Below are 15,238 nucleotides of genomic sequence, written 5' to 3'. Positions count from 1 at the left end.
GAATCTTGGAGCAAGACATGAGCGGCGGGGAGACCACGTACCTGGAACTGTCCCAGGACAGCGGTACGGCACACAAGTTCTACGAGGTCATCGTGACCGGGACGCAGGTGACGATCCGGTACGGACGCATCGGCGACGCCGGGCAGCGACAGGTGAGTTCGTTCCCGACAGCGGAGAAGGCCCGCGCGGCGGCGGCCAAGAAGGTCGGCGAGAAGATGCGCAAGGGCTACGCGCCCGCGGTGATGGGCGCCCGCGCGGCCCGGCCGGTCACCCGGCGCGCCATCGTCAGTCAGCGCTCCACCGCCAAGAAGGCCCCGGTGCTGTGGAGCTTCGACTCCGGCGCGGCGGCGTTCGGCATCTTCGTCGACGACGAACGCTGCTGGGTCGGCAATGAGCACGGCGACGTCTTCACCCTCACCCCCGACGGCACGGTGACCGGCCGGTTCCGACTGCCCGACGCGGTGAAATGCATTGTCGCCGACGATTTCTGGATCTACGCAGGCTGCGATGACGGCCGCGTCTACGACCTGACCGGCAAGGTGCCGCGCGCGGCCTACGACATCGCCGCCAATGTCGACATCTACTGGCTCGACATCCACGACGGCATCCTCGGCGTCTCCGACCGGCAGGGCGGGCTCACCGTCATCGACCACGAGGAGGAATCGCTGTGGACACGGCGCAGCACCGGCGACTCCGGCTGGATGGTGCGCATCGACGAATCCGGTGTGTACCACGGGCATTCGAACGGCGTCACCACCTACGACCTGGCCACCGGTGACACCCGCTGGCAGGTCGGCACCGGTGGCGCGGTGCTGTTCGGCTGGCAGGAGAACGACGCCGTGTACGCCGGCACCGGCACCCGGCAGGTGCGCATGGTGGCCAAGGACGGGCAGGCCGAACGCACCTACCAGTGCGACGCGGCCGTATTCTCCTGCGCCACTTCACCGGACGGGCGCTTCGTGTTCGCGGGCGACAACTACTCGTCGGTGTACTGTTTCGACGCCGCGGGCAACCGGCTGTGGAAGCTGGCCACCGGCTGCGGCTCGGCGTACTCCATGCAGTACCACGACGAGAAGCTCTACCTGGTCACCACCAATGGCACCCTGGCCTGCCTGGATGTCAGCGAGGCGGCCATCCGCGACGCCGAACAGGGCGTGCTGCCGCGGACGCTGTCGATCAAGGCCCCGGAGATCTCCGCGGTGATGCCCAGCGCCACCGTGGAGGTGATCACGGACGCCGGGGACGGCATCGTGGTCGAATGCGTCCAGGAGAACGGCAACCTGCGTGTGCACGTGCTCTCGGCCGGGTACCAGCGCGGCTGGAATGTGCAGTTCCCCAGGGAGATTCGCGAAGCCGGGGCGCGGTACGTGGTCGACGCGATCACCGAGTCGGCGCGCGGCGGATTCTACCGGGTGCGCGGCGACATCCGCCGACTGCGCTGAGCCGGAACCCCGAATCAGGCTCCGACGCTGGACAATTCACCCGGCGTGGCGCCGAAACGGTAGAAGTGGGCGGCGGTCACCTCCACGAAGATCGCGCGGCCGGTGGCGACCACGGTGTCGCCGTCGGTCAGCTCGGTGTGGATGAACAGCTTGCGGCCCTCCCGGCCCACCAGCTTCCCGGTGACCGTCAATTCTCGGTGCAGCTGGACGGGCACCTTGAAGTCGACCTCGAGCTTCACGGTCACGGCGGGCAGCTGCAGCGGCATCAGCACCGACCCGGAGGCCTCGTCCAGGGCGGCGGAGACAATGCCGCCGTGCGCCACGCCGGGCGCGCCCTGATGCCGCTCGTCCAGCACGAAAGTGCTGCGGACCAGGTCACCGTGGCGCTCGAAGGACATGGCCGGGGAGGCCGGATTGGCCGGGCCGCAGCCGAAGCAGCCAGCGTGATGCGGCGGGAAGGGCCCCTCAGCGAACTGGTCGCCGAGGGGCAACGGCGCGGCGTCGCGATCGTTCTCCATACCTGAAAGTTAACGCAGGTTCACGTCGGACGCGCAAGCCCCCCGGGGTCAGCTCTTGCCCGACGCCGACTTCCCGTGCGACGGCTTCACCCCGTTCTTGCTGTGACCGTCGGACTTGCCGGCGGCGCTCTTCCGGCCGCTCTTGCCGACGCTCAGGACGGACTCCTCGGTGATCGTGGCGTCGGTCTTCTTGCCGCCGCTGTGGTGCAACGCCTCGATGTTCAACCCGTTGTCGTCGGCGTCGATGCGCACGGTGTCGCCGGGAGCCAGCGCGCCTTCCAAGAGCTTCTTGGCCAAGGCGTTGTCCAGCTCCTTCTGCACCGTGCGGCGCAGCGGGCGGGCGCCGAACTCGGGCTGATACCCGTTGTCCGCCAGCCAATCCATGGCCTTGTCGGACACGTCCAGGGCGATGTCCTGGGCGTGCAGCCGGCGGCGGGTGCCGTCGAGCACCAGGCCGACGATGGTGCGCAGCTGGTCCTTGTCGAGGCGGTGGAAGATGATCTGCTCGTCGAGCCGGTTGAGGAACTCCGGGCGGAACTGCTTGCGTAGTCGCTCCTCCAGCTGCGGCTTGATCGAATCCAGGTCACCGTCCTTGGCGGACAGGATGAGATCGGACCCGATATTGCTGGTCAGGATGACGATGGTGTTCTTGAAGTCGACGGTGCGGCCCTTGGAATCGGTGACCCGGCCGTCGTCGAGCAGCTGCAGCAGCACATTGAACACATCCGGGTGCGCCTTCTCGACCTCGTCGAACAGGATCACCGAATAGGGCTGGCGGCGCACCTTGTCGGTGAGCTGGGCGGCGTCGTCGTAGCCGATGTATCCGGGCGGGGCGCCAACCAGCCGGGCCACCGTGTGCTTCTCCTGGAACTCGCTCATGTCGAAGCGGATGAGCCGGTCCTCGTCGCCGAACACCGCGGCCGCCAGGGCCTTCGCGAGCTCGGTCTTGCCGACGCCGGTGGGGCCCAGGAACAGGAACGAGCCGATCGGCCGGTTGGGGTCCTTGAGCCCGGCGCGGGCGCGGCGCACCGCCTCGGCCACCGCGACGACGGCCTCCTCCTGGCCGATCACCCGCTGGTGCAGATCCTGTTCCAGCTTCAGCAGTTTCGCGCGTTCCTCGGTGGTGAGGTCGGCGACCGGGATGCCGGTGCGCCGCGAGATCACCTCGGCGATATCGGTGATGGTGACCGTCGGGATCTCGGTGCGATCCACTTCGTCGGCGGTCTTCTGCTCCAGCTTCGTGATCTGGGCCTTGATCTTGTTGGCCTTCTCGTAGTCCTCGCCCTTGACCGCGGCGTCCTTCTCCCGATTCAGGTGCGCCAGTTGCTCTTCCAGCTCGCGCACCTTGGGATCCGGTGTGCGCGTGCGCAATCGGACGCGGGCGCCCGCCTGATCGATCAGGTCGATGGCCTTGTCCGGCATGAACCGGTCGGTCAGGTAGCGGTCGGACAGTTCGGCGGCCGCGATCAGCGCCTCGTCCAGGTAGCGGACCTGGTGGTGCTCCTCGTACACGTCGGCGAGACCGCGCAGGATCTCGATGGTGTCGGCCACCGACGGCTCGGACACCATGACCGGCTGGAAACGGCGTTCCAGCGCCGCGTCCTTCTCGATGTATTTCCGGTACTCGTCGATGGTGGTCGCGCCGATGGCGTGCAATTCGCCGCGGGCCAGGGCGGGCTTGAGCATATTGCCCGCGTCCATGGAACCCTCGCCACCGCCGCCCGCACCCACGATGGTGTGCAGTTCGTCGATGAACACCACCAATTCGTCGGAGTGCGCGCGCACCTCGTCGAGCACCTTGGTGAGCCGTTCCTCGAATTCACCACGGTATTTGCTGCCCGCCACCATGGAACTCACGTCCAGGGCGACCACGCGGCGGTCGGCCAGCGTGGCGGGCACGTCGCCGTTGACGATGCGCTGGGCCAGGCCCTCCACGATGGCGGTCTTGCCCACGCCCGGATCGCCGATCAGCACCGGATTGTTCTTGCGCCGCCGCGACAGGATCTCGACGGTCTGCTCGATCTCCTCGGCCCGGCCGACCACCGGGTCGACCTGGCCCGCGCGGGCCTCGGCGGTGAGGTCGCGGCCGTACTCGTCCAGCGTCGGGGTGTCGGAGGGCTCCTTGGCCGTCGGGCCCCCGGTGGCCGCGGGCATCTTCGCGCCCGCCAGCGCCTGGGCGGCCGCGCTGTCGGGCAGGCCCGCGATGCCCAGCAGGATGTGCTCGGGTCCGATGTAGCTGCTGCCCGCCTCGGCGGCGCCGCGCTGCGAATTGCGCAGGGCCAGCTTGGCGGCCGGGCTCAGGGCCAGGGCATGGTCGTCGCCGTGCGCGCCGACGCCGCTGCCCGCCGCGGTGCGCATGTGCTCGCGCAGCTGTTCGGGGTCGCGGCCGATCTCGGCGATGATGCTGCGCGCGGGCTCGACGGCCGCGGCCGCGTAGAGCAGGTGCTCGGGGGTGATCTCGGTACTGCCCCAGTCGTGGGCGGCCTGGCGCGCGGTGTCGACGACCTGTTTGGCGCTCTCGCTCAGCAATCGGGTCAGGTCGATGCGCTGCACCGGTGGCCGACGCGACATTCCGGATCCGAAGAAGCGGTCGAAGATATCGTCGAAGGAATCCATCGAACTGGGCCAGCCCTGCGTCATGCGGTCACCTCGCGGCTTCGGGTGACGCCCCGGCAGACCCGGTAGGACTCGGAATGACAACGAGCCTGCCGACGCGTCAGCTAACGGATGGCGAACTCGGTGACCACAGTAGTAGCCTCAGCCCCGATGAGCGACCTCTACGGAGATCTCGATGCGCGCGCGGCCGCGGTGGCCGCGCAGGTGGTGCGATGGCGGCAACACCTCCACGAGCACCCGGAACTGTCCAATCGCGAGACCGAGACCGCGGCGCTGATCACCGCCCACCTGAAGTCACTGGGCCTGGACGACATTCGCACCGACATCGCCGGACACGGCGTGGTCGGGGTGCTGCGCGGCGGGTTGCCCGGCGACCGGGTGGTCGCGTTGCGCGCGGACATCGACGCGCTGCCGGTACCCGATCTGTGCGGAGTGCCGTTCGCCTCGCACGTGGTCGATCAGGACTACCCCGGCGGCCCGTTCCCGGTGTCACACGCCTGCGGCCACGACTGTCATACGGCCATGCTCATGGGCGCGGCCACCGTCCTGTCCGGGGTCCGCGAACAACTGCCCGGCACCGTGCTTTTCGTGTTCCAGCCCGCCGAGGAGGGACCGCCGGTCGACGAGAAGGGCGGCGCGCGAGCGATGCTCGACGCGGGCGCGCTCGACGATCCGGCCCCGACCATGGCGTTCGGCTTCCACGTCACGCCATATCCCAAGGGCTACATCGGGTATCGCGTGGGCAATCAGTTCGGCGCGTCCACCCTGGTGAAGATCACCGTCACCGGACAGCAGGTGCACGGGTCCACACCGTGGATGGGCATCGATCCCATGCCCGCGGCCGGGGCGATCCTGACCGGCGTCGGGCAGCTCTACCGGCAGGTCAGCGCCTTCGACCCGATCACCGTCAGCATCGGGCACATCGAGGACGTCGGGCGGTTCAACATCATCGGCCAGACCGTCACCCTGTGGGGCACCATCCGCTGCTCCGTCGAACGGGACATGGCCGACGTGCAGGCGCGGCTGCGCACGCTGGCCACCAACAGCGCTGCGGCGTACAACTGTTCGGCCGCGGTGGAGTTCCGCCAGGACGTGCCCGCGGTGCACAACGCGCAGGCCTGGATGGATGCGGCGCTGCCCACCTTCCGGCGGGTGGCCGGGGACGACCGGGTGGTGCCGACCGGGCCCACGCTCGGGTACGACGACGTCTCCGAGTTCGTGAACAGGTACGGCGGTCTCTACGTGACGCTCGGCGTACAGGACGCCCAGCTCGACGAGACAGGTCTGCCCGTCCCGGCGCCCGGGGGACGCGGGTTGTACATGAACCACAATCCGCACTTCTACGCCGACGACGACACGCTCGTCACCGGAGTGCGATTGCACGCGCAGGTGGCCTACGACCATCTCAGCGGCGCGTTGGCGCCGGGCTAGCGTGCGAGGAAGACCCTCAACGGGCAGCGAGAACCTGGAGGAACGGGGCGTAGTCGCGGACGTGGCCCTCGGTCCAGTCCCAGAACGAGGCCGGGTCCACCGCCACCCCGCGCTGCAGCATCAGATGCCAGCCGTCATCCCGCTTTTCCCACATGTCACCGTCCCGATCGACGTACATGCCGGTGCTTTCGGGCTCGATACCGGTCTCGCCCACAACGATCACCCCTAGAACTCAGGTTGCTTCTGTTCGGAAGCATTCTCCCTGACACCTGTTGTTCACTTTCGACCGGGGTGGTGGCCGTGCGGTCGCCGCGTATAGCGACAGCACCGATTGTCGCGAGAAATCCAGGAGAGCTAATGGCCTGATTTGTCAGTTTTGGCCCGATATGTCAGAAGCCGCTGCCAACCGGCCCCGCAGCCCGCCGAATTTCCCGCGCTCGGATTTGCGCTGGCTAATTCTTGGCGCGCTGGTAAGCCTCGACGATCTCGGCCGGGATACGACCGCGCGAGGAAACCTGATGACCCTGCGCCCGCGCCCATTCCCGGATCGCGGTGCTCTCCTCGCGGTCCACCGCCGGACGGGTACGGCCGCCGGCGGCCACCTTGCGCTTGGAACGACCCACCTTGCGGGCCTTCTCCGACCACGGCTCCAGGGCTTCCCGCAGCTTACCGGCGTTCTTGTTCGACAGATCGATCTCGAAGTCGTTGCCGTCGATCGAGAAAAAGACGGTCTCGTCGGCCTTCGATTCGCCGTCGTAGTCGTCAACCAGAGTTACGGTGACTTTCTTCGCCATGGACTGCCCTTCCACGTGTAGGTGCCGCTATTCGCCGAAATGCTAATCCCGCGGGATGCAGGATTCAAACCAGGCGCGAATCGAATTCGGTGCCACCAGACAATTCAGCTATTACCGCTGAGACCCTCCGGTCTTCAGCACACCCGGAATGCGGCCAAGCGCCACCCGGAACGACCGCGGACAATGCGTGCCGCGAGCGCGAAATGCCGCCCGCCCCGATCGTAGGCCGCGCAAACCTCGCCCCCGGCGGTCCCGGTCATGATCACATCGACCCTGGTGAGGGTGGCGGTCCCGAGCTCGCGCCCGGGTAGTCCGCGCCCGCCCGCGAGAGTGCGCACCGCCGCCACGACCGCGGGCTCCGCGAGCGGGACCAACTGCCCCGGCGGCCGCCGACCATCCAACACCTCGAGCGCCGATCGCAGGGCGGTTCGGGCGAATTGCCCTGCGCCGGTGTTGCGTTCGTCACTCCGCCCGGAATTCGCAGGGTGCGAAGACCGCAAAACCCGTTGCAGGCCGGCCGGGCGCGAAGCCCGCGCCGACGATTCGGAGCCCGCCCGCGCCCCGCACCCCGGCGCCCCACCGCCCGGCCGCCGCGCCGACGGCAATGGCGGCTCGAATCCCGGTGCGGGCAGCAGAAATCCGCTCTCCGTACCCATCGCCACTCCCCTCGAATTCCCCTGCGCCGTGTTCGGATGCCACACAGAATCACACGGGACAGGGGAAGCCCACCGGCCGGACACGAACTTCGCACCCGGCGATGTCGGTGAGACCAGCGTCACACCCGCTGCAACTCCTTGGCTGCCACCGGACGCAGGGTTTTGCTCAGATCCGTGCGCATGACGGTCGCGGTGTCGAGCAGATAGTTCTGACGGACCGTCCACGGATTGCGGTCGCCCTGACGCGGGAAATCGCCGATAGACCGCTGGACGTAACCGGACGCGAGATCCAGCAGCGGCCGTTCGCGCAGCGCGCGGTCCGGCTCCGGGACCACCGCGGTGTGGCCGTTGCGTTCCATGTAGCCGAGCACCTTGCACACCAGGCGCGAGGTGAGGTCGGCGCGCAGCGTCCAGGATGCGTTGGTGTAGCCGATGCAGACCGCGAAGTTGGGCACGCCGGTGAGCATGGTGCCCTGCCAGACGAACTGCTCCGACAGCGCGACCGGGGTCCCGTCGACCACCAGGTCGATGCCGCCGAAGGCGAGCAGCTGCAGACCGGTGGCCGTGACCACCACGTCGGCCTCGATCACCTTGCCGGACTTCAGCCGGATGCCTTCGGGCACAAAGGTTTCGATGTGATCGGTGACCACCTCGGCCTGGCCCTTGCGCATGGCCTTGAAGAAGTCTGCGTTGGGCACCGCGCACAGGCGCTGGTCCCACGGGTTGTAGTCGGGGGTGAAGTGCTCGGCGACCAGGGCCTCGTCCTTCAGGATCCGGGTGGTGAGCCCGGTGAGCAGCTTCTTGGCGGCCTCGGGCCGGCGCCGGCAGTACTGGTAGAAGCCGATGTTGAACAGGATGTTCTTGGTGCGGATGAGCCGGTGCGCCAGATCGGCGGGCAGCAGTTCGCGCATCCGGTCGGCCACCTTGTCGCGGCCGGGGACCGCGGAGATCCAGGTGGGGCTGCGCTGCAGCATGGTCACCAGTTCGGCCTGCTCGGCCATGGCCGGGACCAGGGTGACCGCGGTCGCGCCACTGCCGATGACCACCACGCGCTTGCCCGCGTAATCCAGGTCCTCGGGCCAGAACTGGGGGTGCACCACCGTGCCGGTGAAGTCGTCGATGCCGGGGAACACCGGGTTGTGGCCCTGGTCGTAGTTGTAATAGCCGGAGCAGGAGTACAGGAAGCCGCAGGTGAGGGTGCGGCGCTCCACCTGGTCGCCGGTGCGCTGCTCCAGCGTCAGGGTCCAGCGGGACTCGCCGCTGTTCCATTCGGCGGCAACGACTTTGGTACCGAACCGGATGTGCCGGTCGATGCCGTTCTCGGCCGCGGTCTCGGTGATGTAGCGCAGGATCGATGGCCCGTCGGCGATGGACTCGGCGTCGCGCCAGGGCTTGAACGGGTATCCGAGGGTGAACATGTCGCTGTCGGAGCGGATGCCCGGGTAGCGGAACAGGTCCCAGGTGCCGCCGAGCGCGTCGCGCGCCTCGAGGACGGCGTAGCTGCGGCCGGGCTGCTCGGTCTGGAGCCGGTACGCCGCGCCGATGCCGGAAAGCCCGGCTCCGACGATGACGACGTCGAGGTGTTCAGCGGGGGTCTGCGCGGCGTTCATGACTTCCAGTCTGTTGGGCTAGGGATTCGGTTTCTTGACACTACGCGACAACTATTTGATCCTGGACGACATGTCGGTGATCAGATCCGCGGGCCTGCGCGGATTCCGCGCCACCGTGGCCGAGCTGGGCGGGAACGCCGAGGAGCTGGCGCTCGCCTGCGGCCTGCCGGTCGCCGCCCTCGACACCGACGATCTGCTGGTCCCCGACCAGGCCGTGGCCGCGGTGCTCGAGCTCGCCGCCCATCAGCTGGACTGCCCGGATCTGGGCCTGCGCATGGCCCGGCGGCAGGACCTGGACATGCTGGGCCCGCTGGCGCTGGCCATCCGCAATGCCACCACCCTGGCCGCGGTGCTGGAGTGCACCTCGCGCTACCTGTTCGTGCACGCCCGCTCGCTGAGCCTGACCATGGAACCCGACCCGTACGGCGACCGCGGCGTCATCGCCCTGCGGTACGGCACCGGCGCGCCCGGCCTGCCCACGCCGGTCCAGGGCACCGACCTCGGATTGACCTTCGTGCACAGGACGATTCAGCGACTCGCCGAGGACCGCTATGGACTGCGCTCGGTGGAACTGCCCTACCGGCCCGCCGCCCCGATCCGGACCTACGAGGAATTCTTCGGCGCGCCGGTGCGCATCGAGCGCCCGGCCGCGCTGCTGCGAGTCCCCAGCGGGCTGGCCGACCGGGCACTGTCGGGCGGCGACGAGAACCTGCACCGGCTGGCCCTGGCCTTCCTGGCCCAGCAGTCCGGCGACGCGGCGGCCGCCGTCACCCCACGGGTGCGCACCACGCTGCAGAAGCTGCTGGGCACCGCGGACCCCGAAATCGATACCGTGGCACGGCTGCTCACCGTCCACCCGCGCACGTTGCAGCGGCGGCTCACCGCGGAGGGCACCACGTTCGCCGCGATTCTCGACGATGTGCGCAAGACGGAGGCCCGGCGCTACCTGACCACCACCGACATGCCGATGAGCCAGGTGGCCTCGCTGCTGGGACTGGCCGAGCAGTCGGTGTTCACCCGCTGCTGTCAGCGCTGGTGGGGGGCAACGCCGACCGCGGTGCGCAAGGGTAAAACGGTCTGACCACAGGGCTTGTCAGACAGCCCGGCTCGAGTTGCGATGCGCCCATTGGCAAATCATGCACGGCGAGTCGTGCAAGAAACGCCATCGATTTGCCGGATTGGCGCGTGTCGATCATGGTCATGTGCCGCTCGCACGCGCAGGATGTGCAGATGATCGCCGAATGCCCGTCCTGCGCTTGGCCCTCGCCCGCCTCCGTCTCCTCCCACCGCGGTGTGCAGTACCACCGCTGCGTGTGCGGACAGTGGTTGATCAGCGTCCACGGGAAGGTGGTCGGCGCGGCCGGGGGCACCACGTTCAGCGGGAAGAATCCCCTGGCCGAGATCGCCGGGCTCCGGGACTGACCCGTCCCGGAGGGGCCGGAATCAGGCCGCCGGCACGAAGATTCGCGCGGACTCGATGCGCAGGCCGCGCTCGGTGAAGTCGAATTCGGCGATGCCGCGGCCCTCGCGGGTGTCCACCGACACCGTCACCGAATGACCGGCGGCGAGGGCCTTGTCCCAGCGCACGCCCTTGACCCGGGTGGCGAAGTCCTCCAGCGACATCGCGCCGTCGACACCCCACTCCAGGCGCGGCACCGGCGCCAGAACCGCACGGGCGCTGGACGAATCGCCACGCGAGACCGCGTCCAGCAGCCGCTCGGCCGCCTGCTTGCCCGGCGCGCCCACGCCGCGCAGTCCGGACATGAAGCCCACCGCGCCGCCCAGGCCCTGGTTCCCCAGCAGCTGCGGGCCCAGTTTGGCTCCGGCCAGCAGACCCTTCGTGCCCGATCCCATGAGCTGACCGATCATGCCCGCCAGTTCCCAATGCGCGCGCAGGCGACGGATTTTCAGCGCGCCGTCCACCTCGGCCAGGTCGTAGCGCAGGTGCATGGGCACGTGCAGGGTGACCCCGGTCGACATGGTGGTGGCGATGCTCAGATCGCGGAACACCGTCATGCCGCACACCACGTCATTGGTGACGTCGAAGGCGATGCCGTTGGGTCCGATGAAGGTGTCGTAGAAGCGCTCGATGGCGGCGCGGCCCACGTGCGGGCGCGAGCCGACCGGGTCCTCGACGCTGCCGTCGTCGGCGAAAAGGCCCACCCAGGCGGCCTTGTCGTGCGCTCCGACCGCCTGCGGTGAGGCTTCGACGGTCGCCAGCAGTTCGGCGGCGGTGGGGTTCGCGGGCACGGTGTCCTCCAAGTGGTAAAGCCAAGCGCGCGCGATGATACCGAACCCCCGGCAGGTAATCCGGAATCAGATGGCGGACAGCCGCGGCAGCAGCCGTTCGGCGAACTCGGTGGCGTAGGCGACGGGCTCGCGGTCGGGCATGAAATCCAGCTGGGTGATCCCCAGCCCGGCCAGCTGTTCGGCGTCGCGCAGCACCTGGTCGGGATCGGTGAGCGCGATCGGGGCGACGTAGAGCGCGGTCTTGCGGATCGCGTCGTAATCGCGGCCCTCGGCGGCGCAGTGCCCGCGCAGCACCTCCAGCTTGCGCGCGACGTCTTCGACCGAACTCGCGAACAGGTTGCAGGCGTCGGCGTAGCGGGCGACCAGCAGCAGCGTCTTCTTCTCGCCACCGCCGCCGATGAGGATGGGCGGATGCGGCCGCGACAGCGGCGCGGGCACGCACACGGTCTCGGCCAGCTCGTAGTGCTCGCCCTTGAACGGCCCGGTGTCGGGCCCCCACATCTGCAGGCAGATGCGCAGCGTCTCCTCGAGCCGTTCGAACCGCTCGCCGACCGGGACCACCGGCACGCCGAGGGCGCGCTGCTCGCGCTCGTACCAGGACGCGCCGATGCCGAGTTCGGCCCGGCCGCCGGAGAGCACGTCCAGGGTGGTGACGATCTTGGCCAGCAGGCCCGGATACCGGTACATCACGCCGGTCACCAGAACGCCCAGCCGCATCCGCTCGGTCAACGCGGCCACGTAGCCGAGGGTGGTGTAGCCCTCCAGCATCGGTTCGTCGTGGGCGGCGGTGTACTCCATCTGGAAGTAGTGGTCCATGACCGAGAACTGCGCGAACCCGGCTTCGTCGGCGATGCGTGCGGTGCGCGCCAGGGTGGGCGCGATCAGCGCGGTTTCGGCGGGGGTCGAAAAGTTCCAGTAGTGCAGGCCCAGATCCATGCCGGACTCCTCTCGTTCCCGGATGACACATGTTGTGTGCCTGGGTGATCCGTTCACGTGACTGCCCCCAGTCTGCACGATCGGGGCGTTCCGGGCGGGGAGGTCGGCGATCGGTACCGTCGAGGGCGTGCCAACTCTCCGGAGGGTCGCCCTGTCCGTCGCCCTGGTGGCGGCGCTGATCACCGGTCTCGCGTTCGCGGGACTGCCGGTGTTCGTGCACCCGCAGGTCGATCCGCTGCGCCCGGCCGACGCCATCGTGGTGCTGGGCGGGACCGCGTACGCGCGCTACGACCTGGGGCTGGAACTCGCGCAGCAGGGGTACGCGCCGGAACTGCTGATCTCGCGGTCCACGGGACAGAACGACACGGTGATGGACCGCTACTGCGACGGCGGATTCACCTTCCGGGTGTCGTGCTTCGTGCCGGACCCGTGGACCACCCAGGGCGAGGCGCGCGAGATCCGGCGGCGCGCCCAGGCGGGGCACTGGCAGCACATCATCGTGGTGACCTACACCCCGCACGTGTCGCGGGCACGCTACATCGTCGAAAAGTGCTTTTCCGGACAGATCACCATGGTTGCCAGCCCCAGTGATTCGGGTCTGTTGTTCTGGTCGTGGATGTACGTACGGCAGTCCGCCGGATATGTGCGCGCATTTCTCCAGCGCGGATGCTGACCCCGAAAGATGCGCCCCGGCCACGCAATTGAGCGGTTACGATGAGGTCCGGGCAAAGGGAAGCGCGTCCTCTCGGGGGTGGATGCGGGTGCGGGAGGATTTCCGGTGCATATCGACGACCTCAGTGCCGTACGGGACAGCGAGCTGGCGGCCGACCTGTGCATCATCGGCTCCGGACCGGCCGGTCTGACTCTGGCCGCCGAACTCGCGGAAAGTTCGCTGCGGGTCCTGGTACTCGAAAGCGGCGGCCTCGAACTCACCCCCGAACGCGATGCGCTCAATGACATAGAGAATGTCGGAGCGGCGCGGGCCCAGCCCTATCGGAATGCGCGCAATCGCATTCTCGGCGGCAGTTCACACACCTGGAGCGGCCGCTGCGCGCCACTCGACGAACTCGATTTCGCGGCCCGCCCCTGGGTCCCGTTCTCCGGCTGGCCGATCGGATTGTCCGAGGTGGAACCGTATCTGGACCGGGCGGCCGCGCATCTGGGCCTGGGCTACGGGGCCGGCTTCACCGGCGACCGGTTCTGGGAGCTCGCCGATCGGCATCCGCCGCACCAGGAGGTGGACCGGCGCTGGCTGCGGCCCTACTTCTGGCAGATCAGCAAGGATCCCGCCGATCCGTTCGACTCCAAGCGATTCGGGCCGCACGCCGCGGATATCACCGCGAGCAATAGTCGAATTCTGTTGAATGCCACCGTGACCCATATCGATACCGATCCCGAGGGCACGCGAGTACTGGGATTGCGCGTCGCGGATTCGGCCGGGCACGAACGCAGTGTGCACGCCACCCGCGTTGTGCTCGCCACCGGCGGAATCGAGAACGCACGTCTGCTGCTCGCCTCGAATCGCATCGTCCCCAATGGAATCGGTAATCGACACGATGTCGTCGGGCGGTATCTGCTGGACCATCGCTGCGGCGTGGTCGGCATGCTCGACCCGCACACCTCGGCGGCCGCGCGAGATCGGTTCGGCAAATACGTCGTGAGAACTCGCGGCGGCAAAAACACGTTCCTGCACGGGCTGGCGCTCTCCCCCGAGATCCAGGCCGCCGAGGGACTCCTCAACTGCGCCTTGTGGATTCAGGAGGTGCCCGCCGAGGACGACCCCTGGGAGTCGGTGAAGAACCTGCTGCGCGGCCATATGAACCTGCACGACGCGCGCACCGTCGCCAGCAACCCCGGCCTGCTGCTGTCGGGGGCCAAACGCCGGCTGATCGACCACACCGGCCTGCCGCACAAGCTCGAACAGGTGGAACTGCGCTGCATGGTCGAGCAGCGGCCCGACCCGGACAGCCGGATCAGCCTGAGCGACACCGTCGATGAGCTCGGGCTGCCGCATCCGCGCATCGACTGGAAGATCAGCGCCCAGGAGGACGCCACCGTGCGCCGCGCCGCCGCCCTGGTGGCCGGAGAGTTCGCCCGGCTCGGCTACACCCCGCCCGCGCTGGACGAATGGGTGCGCGAGGCCAGTCCGCTGCCGGCCCGGCTCACCGACTGGGCGCATCCCACCGGCGCCACCCGCATGTCCGCCGACCCGCGCACCGGCGTGGTGGACGGCGACTGCCGGGTGCACGGCATGGAGAACCTGTACATCGCGGGCAGTTCGGTGTTCCCGACCAACGGCCACGCCAATCCGACGCTGACCATCGTGGCGCTGGCGGTCCGGCTGGCGGACGAGCTACGCCGGACCGCGTGACCACTCGCGGGCGGACGGCTACTGCTTGGGCAGCGGCAGGTCGATGCCGCCGACCTCGGTGACTTTCCAGTCGCTCGGGTCGACATTGACCGTGTAGTACACGGTGGTCAGCACGCCGTCGGGGTTCTGGGCGTTGGTGGAGTTCACGTTCAGATAGACGTTGACCTTGTACAGGCCGTTGTCGCGGTTGATCACCTGCGAGCTCAGCAGGGTCGGGCTCGAGGTCCATTTCAGCGGGACCAGGATCTCCTGCAGCTTGGAGGAGGTGGCGTCGAACTTGCCCGCCAGCGCCGGGGTGGTGTTGGCCTTGAGCCGCGCGGTCCAGGCGTTGAAGTCGGCGTAGTTGAGGTTGGCCGCGCCCATGGCGTACTCGGAGGCGACCTGCTCGGCGTGCTGGTCGTCGGCCGCGCGGGTGTCGTGCGTGCGCACGTCGCCGCGAGCGGACTGCCACAGCACCGTGACGGTCACCAGGGCGGCGATCAGCACCGCCGCCGCGACCGCGGTCACCAGCGTCGAGACCTTCAGCGACACCGTCCTACCGGCGGCCGGCGCCACGGGCGTGGTGTCCGGCTCGACCGGAGTCTTCGTATCGGCGTCCTGGGACATGGGGTCTT

General features: G+C 68.6%; 15 protein-coding genes. 6 read left to right on the top strand and 9 right to left on the bottom strand.

Annotation, left to right across the window (positions count from 1 at the left end; all coding sequences use genetic code 11):
• The first annotated feature begins 17 nt into the window (after positions 1–17).
• Complete coding sequence (locus tag ABZ382_RS30130) at positions 18–1,442, top strand: WGR domain-containing protein (RefSeq protein ID WP_357095863.1); 1,425 nt, start codon at positions 18–20, stop codon at positions 1,440–1,442.
• A 14-nt stretch (positions 1,443–1,456) separates the two neighbouring features.
• Here the strand turns inward: ABZ382_RS30130 and ABZ382_RS30125 are convergent, their stop codons facing one another.
• Both ABZ382_RS30125 and ABZ382_RS30120 read right to left on the bottom strand, forming a co-directional pair.
• Positions 1,457–1,960, bottom strand: a complete 504-nt coding sequence (locus tag ABZ382_RS30125; RefSeq protein WP_357095861.1) for a PaaI family thioesterase — start codon at positions 1,958–1,960, stop codon at positions 1,457–1,459.
• A gap of 48 nt (positions 1,961–2,008) precedes the next feature.
• Entirely contained in the window at positions 2,009–4,600 is a 2,592-nt protein-coding gene (locus ABZ382_RS30120; protein WP_357095858.1) for an ATP-dependent Clp protease ATP-binding subunit, read from the bottom strand.
• 126 nt (positions 4,601–4,726) lie between these two features.
• Between ABZ382_RS30120 and ABZ382_RS30115 the strand changes: the two genes are divergently transcribed.
• Complete coding sequence (locus ABZ382_RS30115; protein ID WP_357095855.1) at positions 4,727–6,007, top strand: amidohydrolase; 1,281 nt, start codon at positions 4,727–4,729, stop codon at positions 6,005–6,007.
• 16 nt (positions 6,008–6,023) lie between these two features.
• Here the strand turns inward: ABZ382_RS30115 and ABZ382_RS30110 are convergent, their stop codons facing one another.
• From ABZ382_RS30110 to ABZ382_RS30095, 4 genes are all read right to left on the bottom strand, one after another.
• The gene (locus tag ABZ382_RS30110) at positions 6,024–6,221 is read right to left on the bottom strand and encodes a hypothetical protein (RefSeq protein WP_357095852.1); all 198 of its coding nucleotides are present in this window, start codon (positions 6,219–6,221) and stop codon (positions 6,024–6,026) included.
• Between the two features lie 238 nt (positions 6,222–6,459).
• Positions 6,460–6,801 carry an Lsr2 family protein gene (locus ABZ382_RS30105; RefSeq protein ID WP_213561466.1) on the bottom strand — a complete coding sequence of 114 codons (342 nt, stop codon included), beginning with the start codon at positions 6,799–6,801 and terminating at the stop codon, positions 6,460–6,462.
• Between the two features lie 134 nt (positions 6,802–6,935).
• Complete coding sequence (locus tag ABZ382_RS30100) at positions 6,936–7,457, bottom strand: Rv3235 family protein (protein ID WP_357095850.1); 522 nt, start codon at positions 7,455–7,457, stop codon at positions 6,936–6,938.
• Positions 7,458–7,576: 119 nt separating this feature from the next.
• A complete protein-coding gene (locus tag ABZ382_RS30095) occupies positions 7,577–9,067 on the bottom strand; it encodes an NAD(P)/FAD-dependent oxidoreductase (protein ID WP_357095847.1) in 1,491 nt (496 codons plus the stop codon).
• 34 nt (positions 9,068–9,101) lie between these two features.
• On the opposite strand from ABZ382_RS30095, the gene ABZ382_RS30090 reads away from it, so the two are divergent.
• Together ABZ382_RS30090 and ABZ382_RS30085 are read left to right on the top strand one after the other, a co-directional pair.
• Entirely contained in the window at positions 9,102–10,148 is a 1,047-nt protein-coding gene (locus tag ABZ382_RS30090) for an AraC family transcriptional regulator (RefSeq protein ID WP_357095844.1), read from the top strand.
• A 113-nt stretch (positions 10,149–10,261) separates the two neighbouring features.
• A complete protein-coding gene (locus ABZ382_RS30085; RefSeq protein ID WP_357096064.1) occupies positions 10,262–10,489 on the top strand; it encodes a hypothetical protein in 228 nt (75 codons plus the stop codon).
• Positions 10,490–10,510: 21 nt separating this feature from the next.
• Here ABZ382_RS30085 and ABZ382_RS30080 read toward each other — a convergent pair whose 3' ends face one another.
• Together ABZ382_RS30080 and ABZ382_RS30075 are read right to left on the bottom strand one after the other, a co-directional pair.
• Complete coding sequence (locus tag ABZ382_RS30080; protein ID WP_357095842.1) at positions 10,511–11,317, bottom strand: nuclear transport factor 2 family protein; 807 nt, start codon at positions 11,315–11,317, stop codon at positions 10,511–10,513.
• A 66-nt stretch (positions 11,318–11,383) separates the two neighbouring features.
• Entirely contained in the window at positions 11,384–12,253 is an 870-nt protein-coding gene (locus ABZ382_RS30075; protein WP_357095839.1) for an LLM class F420-dependent oxidoreductase, read from the bottom strand.
• A 151-nt stretch (positions 12,254–12,404) separates the two neighbouring features.
• Here ABZ382_RS30075 and ABZ382_RS30070 point away from each other — a divergent pair, with 151 nt between their 5' ends.
• On the top strand, positions 12,405–12,926 hold the full coding sequence (locus ABZ382_RS30070) for a YdcF family protein (protein ID WP_357096061.1): 522 nt from the start codon (positions 12,405–12,407) through the stop codon (positions 12,924–12,926).
• A gap of 105 nt (positions 12,927–13,031) precedes the next feature.
• The gene (locus tag ABZ382_RS30065) at positions 13,032–14,624 is read left to right on the top strand and encodes a GMC family oxidoreductase (protein WP_357095837.1); all 1,593 of its coding nucleotides are present in this window, start codon (positions 13,032–13,034) and stop codon (positions 14,622–14,624) included.
• Positions 14,625–14,642: 18 nt separating this feature from the next.
• Here ABZ382_RS30065 and ABZ382_RS30060 read toward each other — a convergent pair whose 3' ends face one another.
• The gene (locus ABZ382_RS30060) at positions 14,643–15,230 is read right to left on the bottom strand and encodes a hypothetical protein (RefSeq protein WP_357095834.1); all 588 of its coding nucleotides are present in this window, start codon (positions 15,228–15,230) and stop codon (positions 14,643–14,645) included.
• Positions 15,231–15,238: the final 8 nt, after the last annotated feature.

The sequence above is a fragment of the Nocardia sp. NPDC005825 genome (assembly GCF_040630175.1).
Lineage (GTDB): Bacteria > Actinomycetota > Actinomycetes > Mycobacteriales > Mycobacteriaceae > Nocardia.
The sequence above is the reverse complement of the archived record's forward strand: the minus strand, read 5'-3'. Positions and strand labels throughout refer to the sequence as shown.

What these genes read in the sequence shown, in the direction of transcription:
- ABZ382_RS30115 (WP_357095855.1), top strand. Translation starts at nt 4,727, where the DNA reads ATGAGCGACCTCTACGGAGATCTCGATGCGCGCGCGGCCGCGGTGGCC.
- ABZ382_RS30100 (WP_357095850.1), bottom strand. Translation starts at nt 7,457, where the DNA reads ATGGGTACGGAGAGCGGATTTCTGCTGCCCGCACCGGGATTCGAGCCG.
- ABZ382_RS30105 (WP_213561466.1), bottom strand. Translation starts at nt 6,801, where the DNA reads ATGGCGAAGAAAGTCACCGTAACTCTGGTTGACGACTACGACGGCGAA.
- ABZ382_RS30120 (WP_357095858.1), bottom strand. Translation starts at nt 4,600, where the DNA reads ATGACGCAGGGCTGGCCCAGTTCGATGGATTCCTTCGACGATATCTTC.
- ABZ382_RS30085 (WP_357096064.1), top strand. Translation starts at nt 10,262, where the DNA reads ATGGTCATGTGCCGCTCGCACGCGCAGGATGTGCAGATGATCGCCGAA.
- ABZ382_RS30130 (WP_357095863.1), top strand. Translation starts at nt 18, where the DNA reads ATGAGCGGCGGGGAGACCACGTACCTGGAACTGTCCCAGGACAGCGGT.
- ABZ382_RS30095 (WP_357095847.1), bottom strand. Translation starts at nt 9,067, where the DNA reads ATGAACGCCGCGCAGACCCCCGCTGAACACCTCGACGTCGTCATCGTC.
- ABZ382_RS30125 (WP_357095861.1), bottom strand. Translation starts at nt 1,960, where the DNA reads ATGGAGAACGATCGCGACGCCGCGCCGTTGCCCCTCGGCGACCAGTTC.
- ABZ382_RS30060 (WP_357095834.1), bottom strand. Translation starts at nt 15,230, where the DNA reads ATGTCCCAGGACGCCGATACGAAGACTCCGGTCGAGCCGGACACCACG.
- ABZ382_RS30075 (WP_357095839.1), bottom strand. Translation starts at nt 12,253, where the DNA reads ATGGATCTGGGCCTGCACTACTGGAACTTTTCGACCCCCGCCGAAACC.